This window comes from Gordonia sp. p3-SID1431, from assembly GCF_025143765.1.
GTDB classification, from domain to species: Bacteria; Actinomycetota; Actinomycetes; order Mycobacteriales; family Mycobacteriaceae; genus Gordonia; species Gordonia hongkongensis.
This window is the reverse complement of sequence record NZ_JAMBDT010000137.1, coordinates 1-10,756: the sequence shown is the minus strand read 5'-3', so window position 1 is coordinate 10,756 and position 10,756 is coordinate 1. Positions and strand designations below refer to the sequence as shown.

The 10,756-nt window shown below is 68.1% G+C and carries 7 protein-coding genes; 6 read left to right on the top strand and 1 reads right to left on the bottom strand.

Annotated features, from left to right (window positions below):
• Positions 1-170 precede the first annotated feature (170 nt).
• The gene (locus M4D77_RS22100; protein ID WP_065632259.1) at positions 171-1,136 is read right to left on the bottom strand and encodes an alpha/beta hydrolase family protein; all 966 of its coding nucleotides are present in this window, start codon (positions 1,134-1,136) and stop codon (positions 171-173) included.
• 437 nt (positions 1,137-1,573) lie between these two features.
• Between M4D77_RS22100 and M4D77_RS22095 the strand changes: the two genes are divergently transcribed.
• The 6 genes from M4D77_RS22095 to M4D77_RS22070 all read left to right on the top strand — a co-directional run bounded on the left by M4D77_RS22095 (position 1,574) and on the right by M4D77_RS22070 (position 10,593).
• Positions 1,574-3,052: an amidase gene (locus M4D77_RS22095; protein WP_226514313.1), complete on the top strand. Its 1,479-nt coding sequence runs from the start codon at positions 1,574-1,576 to the stop codon at positions 3,050-3,052.
• Positions 3,053-3,127: 75 nt separating this feature from the next.
• Positions 3,128-4,801, top strand: coding sequence for an FAD-binding dehydrogenase (locus M4D77_RS22090; RefSeq protein ID WP_259937412.1), 1,674 nt, complete (start codon positions 3,128-3,130; stop codon positions 4,799-4,801).
• Between the two features lie 98 nt (positions 4,802-4,899).
• Entirely contained in the window at positions 4,900-5,904 is a 1,005-nt protein-coding gene (locus M4D77_RS22085) for a Dyp-type peroxidase (protein ID WP_226511839.1), read from the top strand.
• 58 nt (positions 5,905-5,962) lie between these two features.
• A complete protein-coding gene (locus tag M4D77_RS22080; RefSeq protein ID WP_058253785.1) occupies positions 5,963-6,772 on the top strand; it encodes a family 1 encapsulin nanocompartment shell protein in 810 nt (269 codons plus the stop codon).
• Between the two features lie 171 nt (positions 6,773-6,943).
• The gene (locus M4D77_RS22075; RefSeq protein ID WP_068971128.1) at positions 6,944-8,677 is read left to right on the top strand and encodes an ABC transporter ATP-binding protein; all 1,734 of its coding nucleotides are present in this window, start codon (positions 6,944-6,946) and stop codon (positions 8,675-8,677) included.
• Positions 8,674-10,593: an ABC transporter ATP-binding protein gene (locus tag M4D77_RS22070; protein WP_211540660.1), complete on the top strand. Its 1,920-nt coding sequence runs from the start codon at positions 8,674-8,676 to the stop codon at positions 10,591-10,593. The genes M4D77_RS22075 and M4D77_RS22070 overlap by 4 nt, the downstream gene beginning before the upstream one ends.
• The last annotated feature ends 163 nt before the right edge of the window (positions 10,594-10,756 follow it).

Here is a 10,756-nt window from a genome sequence, read left to right as displayed (position 1 = left end):
TCGTGACGCTCGCAAGCTCGCTCCTCAGGGAGCAGGGGGTGACGCTCGCAAGCTCGCTCCTCAGGGAGCAGGGGGTGACGCTCGCAAGCTCGCTCCTCAGGGAGCAGGAGGGGTCCGCACGACAGGGGCCGGTGACCCGAAGGTCACCGGCCCTTGTCAGAGGGTCTGACTCAGAAGAAGGCGGGGCGGAAGGTCTTGGCCCACGACTCCTTGAAGGTGCTCTGCCAGTAGTCCCACCAGTGCGCACCGTCCGGGGTGATCCGGGTGGTGAGCTTGACGCCCGGGACGAGCGCGAGGCGGCCGATGTAGAGCTGGCTGGAGGTCGACGCGGCGACCTCGAGCGGGATCATCTGCGCGAATTTGACGGGGTCGAAGTTGGCGCTGGCCGGGTTGACCGACGAGTCGTACTTGCTGCCGACACCGCTACCCGACGAGACGTAGACGTTCTTGCCCGCCAGGTTGCCCGCGCTCAGGAACGGGTCGTTCTGGAACCAGGTGCCCGCGGGGTAGAAGCCCCACATGTTGAACGGGTTGCCGCCGACCTCCGCGACCGAGGCCATGATGCCCTGGGTGAAGCCCGGCATGGTGACCGTCGGGTAGCCGCTGTAGGACGCGACCGCCTTGTAGAAGTTCGGGTGGCGCGATGCGAGGTTCAGCGCCGAGGTGCCCGACATCGAGAGTCCGGCGATGCCGTTGCGACGGCTGTCGCTGCCGTGACGCGCAGCCATGTACCGCGGCAGTTCGCGGGTCAGGAACGTCTCCCACTTGTTGACACCCAGCTTGGGATCGGGGGTCTGCCAGTCGGTGTAGAAGCTGCCTGCGCCACCGAACGGGATGGCGACGTTGGTGCCCTTGCCGGCCATGTAGCGGGCGACGTCGGTGTTGATCAGCCAGCCGCTGTTGTTGTTCGGGGCACGGAGTCCGTCGAGCAGGTAGAGCGTCGGCTTGGGTCCGCCGCCGCCGGCCGAGACGATGCACACGGGCACGGTCCGGTTCATGGCGTTCGAGCGGACGTACTCGACATTGCAACCGTTGGCCGCGGAGGCCTCCGGCGGAGCTGCGACCAGCGTCGCACCCGACACGGCCACGAGAGCCACGAGTCCGGCGACGAGGCGCTTACGGGCGCGTGTCAGCATTCGTCAGTTTTCCTTTGGATCACCACGGCCGGAGCCGGCCGCTTGCGGGTCTTGCCTACCGGGTACTGCTGCGGGCTTGCATACGGAGTCGTACGTAGGGGGATTGTATTGGTCCCCCCGGGCAGCGGTACCCGTCGTGCTGAAGTGTAACGGCACGATAACGCGTCGGCAAAGGCGAGAGCGAGTCCTGTGATGACATCTTTCGGTGGTGCACGTCACAGCGGTCGCCGCTGAACAGCTCATTTCGTACATAGGCGGCGCATGTGGCGAATTGTTCATCTGTTCGGGCCACACATCCGCGATCGGCCCGTTACCGGTTTGCGCGGGCAACGGTGACGTCCGGTTCTCCGGTGACGGGCCGGACGCCGGACAGGCCGGGCCATCGGCGCCAAGTCCGCTCGGCCCGCTCCCCGAACAACTAGGGTCGGGACGTGCACATGGGCGAGTATCTGTCCGCGGACGCGACCACCCTGGCCGGTCTCGTGGCCTCCGGCGAGGTGACCGCCGCCGAACTCCTCGACCTCGCACGAGCCCGTGCAGACGCTGTCAATCCGTCGCTCAACGCCATCGTGATCCGCATGGACGCCGAAGCCGACGCCCGCGTCCGCAGTGACCTCACCGGGCCTTTCGCCGGCGTCCCGTTCCTCATCAAGGACCTCGCGCAGGACTACCGCGGGTATCCGACGACCCGCGGCTCGCGCGCACTCGCCACCCACATCGCCCGCGAACACTCCTTCGGCGTGCGCCGGTTCCTCGACGCCGGCCTGGTCGTCTTCGGCAAGACGAACACCCCCGAGTTCGGCGCGAAGGCCATCACCGAACCCACCCTGTGGGGTCCCGCACGCAATCCGTGGGACCTCGACGTGACCCCCGGCGGATCGTCGGGCGGCAGTGCGGCCGCGGTGGCCGCCGGGATCGTGCCGGCGGCCGGGGCGAGCGATGGCGGCGGTTCCATCCGCATCCCGGCCGCGTGTACCGGGTTGTTCGGGCTCAAGAGCTCGCGTGGCCTGATGCCGTTCGGTCCGCAGACCGGTGAACCGCTGTTCGGGATGGGCGTCGAAGGTGTGGTGACCCGGACCGTCCGTGATGCTGCCGCACTGTACGACGCACTGATCGGACCGACGCCGTCGTCGACCTACCCGGCGCCGCTGCACACCGAGACCTACAGTGCCCGGATCGCGACCCCGCCCCGGTTGCTTCGGATCGGGTACACCACGATCTCGGCGATCAACGCGAATCCGCACCCGGAGGCCGTCGCTGCGGTCGAGCACGCGGCGTCGATCCTGACCGAACTCGGCCACCAGGTCGAGGAGGTCGATCCGCCGCATGACGACGCCGCCCTCGCCCGCGACTTCCTCGACATCTGGTTCGCCAAGTGCGCCGCCCAGGTCGACGAGGTCCGACGCCTCACCGGCGCTCCCGACTCCCACTTCGAGGCCGACACCCTGACGCTGGCGGAACTGGGCCGGGCCGCCGGCGTCGTCCCGTTGTTCACCGCGCTCGACCACATCAACGACCACGTCCTGGCCCTCGACCGCTTCCACCAGACCCACGATCTGCTGCTGACGCCCACCCTCGCGGTACCGCCGCCGCGGGTCGGGTCGATGACCACGCCACCGGTGCTGCAGCGGGCGTCGCGGCTCGCCTCCCGCGCGCGGTCCGGGCGTGCGATCTCCCGCTTGGGGATCGTCGACAAGCTCATCTACGAGAGCCTCGGCTGGGTGCCGTACACGCAGCTCGCCAACCTCACGGGCCGGCCGGCGATGAGCGTGCCGCTGCACTGGACCGATGCCGGCCTTCCGCTCGGCGTGCAGTTCGTCGGTCGTCTCGGTTCCGACGGCGATCTCCTCGCCCTCGCGGCGGGCCTCGAAGCCGCCGCGCCGTGGTTCCACCGGTACGCCGACATCGCGCTGTAGTACGGGGCTAATCTCGTCTGCGAATGCACATGTCCCGGGACCGGCCCGGTCATTTTGGCGGTGTGAGGAGATGCGGTGGCGGAGCACGGGGCCGACGCGGTGGTCGTCGGCGCGGGACTGACGGGTCTCGTGGCGACATACGAACTCACCAAGGCCGGACGCCGCGTCGTCGTGGTCGACCAGGAGAATCGCAACAACCTTGGCGCGCAGGCATTCTGGTCGCTGGGCGGGTTGTTCATGGTGGACACGCCGGAGCAGCGTCGGCTGGGCATCAAAGACTCCGCGGATCTCGCCCTGCAGGACTGGATGGGGTCGGCCGGTTTCGATCGTGACGACGAGGACTATTGGCCGCGCCAGTGGGCCCGCGCCTACGTGGACTTCGCGGCCACCGAGAAACGGCAGTACCTTCACGACCTCGGGTTGCGCATCACCCCGATCGTCGGGTGGGCCGAACGCGGCGGCGGATTCGCCGACGGCCACGGCAACTCGGTGCCCCGCTTCCACCTCACCTGGGGAACCGGACCCGAGGTCGTGCGGGTCTTCGCCGAGCCGGTCCTGGAGGCGGAGAAGCGCGGGCTCGTCGAGTTCCGGTTCCGGCATCGCGTCGACGAGCTCATCGTCGACGACGGCGCCGCCGTCGGCGTACGGGGTGTCACGCTCGCCCCGACCGACGCCGAACGCGGCCAGGCGTCGAACCGGGATGTGGTGGGCGACTTCGAGATCCGTGCCGGGTCGGTCATCGTCACCTCGGGCGGCATCGGCCACAATCACGACCTGATCCGCAAGAACTGGCCAGTCGACCGTCTCGGTCCCGCGCCGGAGACGATGATCTCGGGTGTCCCGGCGCACGTCGACGGCCGGATGCTGGAGATCAGCGAGACCGCCGGCGCGAACATCGTCAACCGTGACCGGATGTGGCATTACACCGAGGGCATCCACAACTGGGACCCGATCTGGCCCGACCACGCGATCCGCATCATCCCCGGCCCGTCCTCGCTGTGGCTCGACGCCAACGGCAACCGCCTCGCACCGCCGAACTTCCCCGGTTTCGACACCATCTCGACGATGAAGGCCATCCTGGCGGCCGGCCACGACTATTCGTGGTTCGTCCTCACCCAGACGATCGTGGAGAAGGAGTTCATGCTGTCGGGTTCGGAGCAGAACCCCGACATCACCGCGAAGGACGTCAAGCTGGCCGCGAAGAGCCGGCTGGCGAAGGGCGCCGCGGGACCGGTCGACGCCTTCGTGCGCAACGGCGTCGACTTCGTGGTCGCCGACAACCTCCCGGAACTGGTCGCCGGGATGAACAAGATCGCCCGCGGCCCCGAACTCGACCTCGCGCACCTCGAACGCATCATCTCCGCACGCGACGCCGAGATCGGCAACAAGTTCTCCAAGGACGCACAGCTGATGGCGATCACCAATGCCCGACAGTTCGTCGGCGACAAGATCGTTCGGGTCGCCAAGCCGCATCGACTGCTCGATCCCGAACACGGCCCGCTGATCGCGGTCCGGCTCAACATCCTGACCCGCAAGACCCTGGGCGGGCTCGAGACCAATCTCGACTCCCAGGTCCTGCGGCCGGACGGCACCGCCTTCGACGGCCTGTTCGCCGCCGGCGAGGTCGCGGGCTTCGGCGGCGGTGGCGTCCACGGGTACAACGCACTCGAGGGGACGTTCCTCGGCGGATGCATCTTCTCCGGCCGCGCCGCCGGCCGGGCGGTGGCGCGGGCCACAACGCGCCGCTGACCCGTCACCGGTCAGCGTCGAAAAGGGTTGCCTGCCCTATACATTCGCGGCACGATCTGCTGCCCCACGGTTTGTACGCATGGGCTAGTGTGTTCAGCGTGCCGGTGCCCCAGACGATCCTGACGCGGAAGACCAAGTCGGCGATCTTCCTCGTCTTCACCATCGACGACGGCGGTGAAGACGCGGTTCGCGCTGCGCTGGAAGACATCCCCGGCCTGAACAACGCGGTGTCCTCGCGGGCTCCCGAGGCGGCACTGGCCGGGATCGTGTCGATCGGCTCCGCGGCGTGGGACCGCCTGTTCACCGGCCCGCGACCACGCTCGTTGCGGCCGTTCGTCCCCTACGAGGGCGATGTCCACACCGCCCCGGCGACGCCCGCCGATCTGCTCGTGCACATCAAGTCCGACGACATGGGCCTGTGTTACGAACTCGGCGCCAAGATCACCGAGGCATTCGGGGACGCGGTCACCGTCGTCGACGAAGTGCACGGGTTCCGCTACTTCGACCTGCGCGACCTCATCGGCTTCGTCGACGGCACCGAGAACCCGATCGGGCAGGCGGCGATCGACGCGATCACGGTCGGCGGGGAGGACCCGGACTTCGAGGGCGGCAGCTACGTCGCCATCCAGCGCTACGTACACGACCTGTCGTCGTGGAACGACCTGAGCACCGAGGAGCAGGAAGCCGCGATCGGGCGCACCAAGCTCGACAACGTCGAGATGGCCGACGACGTGAAGCCCCCTAACTCCCACATCGCGCTGAACGTCGTCGAGGACGAGAACGGCGAGGAGATCGACGTGGTGCGGGACAACATGCCGTACGGCGACGTCTCGGGTGCCGGCGTCAACGGCACGTTCTACATCGCCTACTCGGCAGCGCCCGACGTCACCGAGGAGATGCTGCGCAAAATGTTCATCGGCGACCCACCCGGCACCTACGACCGCCTCCTCGACTTCACCACCGCGGTCACCGGGGCCCAGTTCTTCACCCCGACACTCGACTTCCTCGAAGACCTGCCACCCGCGCCCGACGCCGCACCCACGGCTTCCCCCGCCCCGACGACCCGTTCCGACGGCTCGCTGGGCATCGGGTCACTGCACTGACGACACCCGCCATCCGACCACCGCATCCGCCACAACCCGGCCGCACCAGGAGGACACCATGAACAACCTGCATCGCGAACTTGCACCGATCTCCGACGCGGCCTGGGCGGAGATCGAAGAGGAGGCGACCCGCTCCTTCAAGCGCAACGTCGCGGGCCGTCGCCTCGTCGACGTGACCGGGCCGCTCGGCTCCGACACCGCATCGGTGACGCTCGGACATCGCACCAAGATCGACTCACCGTCGCAGGGGATCACCGCCTTCCAACGGCGCACCCAGTCGCTCGTGGAACTCAAGGTCCCGTTCACGGTGTCCCGCGAGGCCATCGACGACGTCGACCGCGGCGCGAAGGACTCCGACTGGGACCCGGTCGTGGAAGCCGCGCGCGAACTCGCGCTCGCCGAGGACCGGGCGATCTTCGAGGGTTACGCCGCGGCGTCGATCACCGGCATCCGCGCCGAGGCCGCCGCCACCCCCATCCCGCTGCCCGCCGACGTGCGCGACTACCCGGAGGCGGTCAGCCAGGCGCTGAGCACACTGCGCCTGGCGTCGGTCGACGGTCCGTACGCGGTGGCCCTGTCGGCCGAGGCCTACACCCAGGTCAACGAGACGTCGAACCACGGCTACCCGATCCTCGAACACATCCAGCGCCTGTTCACCGGCGACATCGTGTGGGCGCCCGCGATCAGCGGCGCGTTCGTGATGAGCACCCGCGGCGGCGACTTCGAACTGACCATCGGCCAGGACGTGTCCATCGGTTACGACTCACACGACGCCGACGTGGTGAACCTGTACTTCCAGGAGTCGTTCACCTTCCTGACCCACACCGCCGAGGCAGCCGTCGCGCTGACCGAACCGCCGACCGTCTGAGCAGCTGCCCGCGGTTCCCGCCTGCGCGGATTCCCGGTGGGCAGATACTCGGCGGCGTCCGTTGCGAGCGGCAACTAGTCTGGCGCACGTGATCGCAGTGAACTCCGGCCGGCTCTCGCTCCCGGCGCCTACCGTTGCCTTCGGCCCGCTCGCTTCGCTCCCGGCGCCTAGATGCTGACCCGACTCGTCCGCACCTACCTCTCCCGGTACCGCATCAACGTCGCGCTCGTCATCGTGCTGCAACTGCTGGCGACCATCGCGATGCTGTACCTGCCGAGCCTCAACGCCGACATCATCGACAACGGCGTCGCCCGCGGGGACACCGGTTACATCCTGCGCATCGGCGGCTGGATGCTGCTGGTGAGCGTCGCCCAGATCATCGTGACGGTGACCGCGCAGTACTTCGGCGCGCGCGCCGCGCTCGGGGTCGGGCGCGACATCCGGGGCGACCTCCTGCACCGGGTGAACTCCTTCTCCGCACGCGAGGTCGGCACGTTCGGCGCGCCGTCACTGATCACCCGCACCACCAACGACGTCCAGCAGGTGCAGCTGCTCATCGTGATGAGCAGCGCGATCCTGGTGATGGCGCCGATCATGTGCATCGGCGGGATCGTCATGGGCGTCCGGGAGGCGCCGGCCCTGTCCTGGGTCATCGCCATCGCGGTGCCCATCCTCGGGGTGTCGATGGGGGCCATCATCGCGAAGATGATCCCCGGCTTCCGGGCGATGCAGGAACGGATCGACAACGTCAACCGCGTCCTGCGCGAGCAGATCACCGGCATCCGGGTTGTGCGGGCGTTCGTGCGAGAAGACTACGAACGCAAGCGTTTCGCCGTGGCCAACGACCACCTCGCCGACGCGACCCTGCACGTCGGCCGATTGATGGCCCTGATGTTCCCGGTCGTCATGGTGATCACCAACGTCACCATCGTCGCGGTGATCTGGTTCGGCGGGCACGCGGTCTCCGACGGTTCGCTGGAGATCGGCGCACTGACCGCGGTGATGAGCTACGTGATGCAGATCCTGATGTCGGTGATGATGGCGTCGTTCCTGGCGATGATGGCCCCGCGCGCGGCGGTCTGCGCCGAACGCATCTCCGAGGTCCTCGCCACCGACACCTCGGTCCATCCGCCGAGTGAACCGGTCGGTTTCGCCACCCACCCCGGCACGGTGGAGTTCGATGCCGCCGAGTTCCGCTATCCCGGCGCCGACGACCCGGTGTTGAGCGGCATCGACTTCCGCGTCGAGCCGGGCACCACGACCGCGATCGTCGGCTCGACGGGGTCGGGCAAGACCACCCTCGTCGGGCTGGTGCCGCGGCTGATCGACACGACCTCCGGCGCGGTCCGGGTCGGCGGCACCGACGTCAAGCGGCTCGATCCCGACGAGCTCCGGTCGGTCGTCGGTCTGGTGCCCCAGCGGCCGTACCTGTTCTCGGGAACCATCCGCTCGAACCTGCTGCACGGCAAGGCCGACGCCACCGACGACGAGATCTGGGAGGCGCTGCGCATCGCGCAGGCGGAGGACTTCGTGTCCGCGATGCCCGACGGCCTGGACACCAAGGTGTCCCAGGGCGGGACGACCGTCTCCGGCGGGCAGCGGCAGCGCCTGGCGATCGCACGCGCCCTCATCCGGCGGCCCGCGATCTACCTCTTCGACGACTCGTTCTCCGCGCTCGACCTGACCACCGATGCGCGGCTGCGCGCCGCACTGCGCCCCGCCACCCGCGACGCCGCGGTCATCGTCGTGGCGCAACGCATCTCGACCATCGTCGACGCCGAGCAGATCGTCGTGCTCGATCGCGGCCGGGTCGTCGGGCTCGGTACCCACGACGACCTGCGGCAGTCGTGCCCGACCTACGCCGAGATCGTCGAATCGCAGATGGCGATGGAGGAGCGCTCATGACCCGGCCCGGAGGCCCGCCGATGGCGGCCGGACCCGAATCCAAGCCTCGCTCGTTCTGGCCGTCGGTCAAACGCGTTGTCGCACAGCTCGCGTCGTACCGACTGCTGATGACGGTCACGCTCGCGTCGCTGGTCGGCTCGGTCGTGCTGATCGCGATCGCGCCCCGCGTGCTGGGTTACGCCACCGACCTCGTCTTCGACGGCGTGATCGGCCGCACCCTGCCCGAGGGGCTCACCAAGGAACAGGCGGTGGCCGGGCTCCGCGAGAGCGGTGACGACACGTTCGCCGACATGGTCTCGTCGATGGACGTGACCCCCGGCGTCGGAGTGGATTTCGGCGCCGTCGGTCGCGTGCTGCTGATCACCCTCGTGCTGTACGTGGTGTCCTCGGCGCTCGCCTGGCTCGCCGGGTACCTGCTGAACATCGTCGTCGTCGGCACCATCCGCCGGCTCCGCGACGACGTCGAGGCCAAGGTGCATCGCCTGCCGCTGCGCTACTACGACACGATGCCGCGCGGCGAGCTGTTGAGCCGGGTGACCAACGATCTCGACAACCTGTCACAGAGCATGCAGCAGACCATCTCCCAGTTCGCGAACTCGGTGCTGACGGTGATCGCGCTGCTGATCATGATGATCTGGATCTCGCCGCTGCTGGCGCTCATCGCGGTGGCCACGGTGCCGCTGGCGATCATCGCGACCGGCATCATCGCGAAGCGTTCGAAGCCGCACTTCTCGGCCCAGTGGTCGTCGACGGGCGCGCTCAATGCTCAGGTCGAGGAGGCCTTCACCGGGCATGAGCTGGTGACCGCCTTCGGCCGTCAGCGCGAGATCGAGGCGACCTTCGACGAGCGCAACGAGAAACTGTACGAGTCGAGTTGGCGCGCACAGTTCATCTCCGGCGTCATCATGCCGACAATCATGTTCCTGGGGAACCTGAACTACGTGGCGGTCGCGGTCGTCGGTGGTCTGCGCGTGGCGTCGGGCTCGCTGAGTCTCGGTGAGGTGCAGGCGTTCATCCAGTACTCGCGCCAGTTCACGCAGCCGCTGACGCAGATCGGTTCGATGATCAACCTGATGCAGAGCGGTGTCGCCTCCGCCGAGCGGATCTTCGACATCCTGGACGCCGACGAGCAGTCGCCCGACGCCGCGAATCCGAAGACGCCCGCCGAGGACAAGGGACTCATCGAGTTCGACGACGTCTCCTTCCGCTACGTCGAGGACAAGCCGCTGATCGAGAATCTCAGTCTGGTCGCGCGTCCCGGGCACATGGTCGCGATCGTCGGCCCGACCGGCGCGGGCAAGACCACCCTGGTCAACCTGATCATGCGGTTCTACGACGTCGATTCCGGTGTCATCCGGGTCGACGGCGTCGACTCCACGGACATGACGCGAGACGACCTGCGCGAGCGCACCGGCATGGTGCTGCAGGACTCGTGGCTGTTCGGCGGCACGATCTACGACAACATCGCCTACGGCGATCCCACCGCCTCGCGAGAGGAGGTGCTCGACGCCGCCCGGATGAGTCACGTCCACCACTTCGTGCGCACCCTCCCCGACGGCTACGACACCGTGCTCGACGACGAGGGCGGTGGCGTGAGTGCCGGTGAGCGGCAGCTCATCACGATCGCGCGGGCCTTCCTCGCCCGGCCCACGATCCTCATCCTCGACGAGGCGACGAGTTCCGTCGACACCCGCACCGAGCTGCTCATCCAGAAGGCGATGGCCAATCTGCGGTCGGATCGCACGAGTTTCGTCATCGCGCACCGACTCTCCACGGTGCGCGACGCCGACGTCATCGTCGTCATGGAGGACGGGCACATCGTCGAGCAGGGCAACCACGACGAACTGCTCGCCGCCCGCGGCGCCTACTGCCGGCTGTACGAAAGCCAGTTCACCGGGGCCATCGAGGCGAGCTGAGACCCTTCGTGACGCTCGCAAGCTCGCTCCTCAGGGAGCACAAGAAGGCTCGCTTCGCTCGCACCTTAGGGAGCAGGAAAAGCGCGTCCCCACCCCGCTCCCTAATCCGAGAGCGCCACACACCCATTGGTCCCTGAGGTGCGAGGAGCGATAGCGACGAGCC

Coding starts and splice junctions, on each gene's coding strand:
- M4D77_RS22100 (WP_065632259.1), bottom strand. CDS start 1,136: ATGCTGACACGCGCCCGTAAGCGCCTCGTCGCCGGACTCGTGGCTCTC.
- M4D77_RS22095 (WP_226514313.1), top strand. CDS start 1,574: ATGGGCGAGTATCTGTCCGCGGACGCGACCACCCTGGCCGGTCTCGTG.
- M4D77_RS22080 (WP_058253785.1), top strand. CDS start 5,963: ATGAACAACCTGCATCGCGAACTTGCACCGATCTCCGACGCGGCCTGG.
- M4D77_RS22075 (WP_068971128.1), top strand. CDS start 6,944: ATGCTGACCCGACTCGTCCGCACCTACCTCTCCCGGTACCGCATCAAC.
- M4D77_RS22070 (WP_211540660.1), top strand. CDS start 8,674: ATGACCCGGCCCGGAGGCCCGCCGATGGCGGCCGGACCCGAATCCAAG.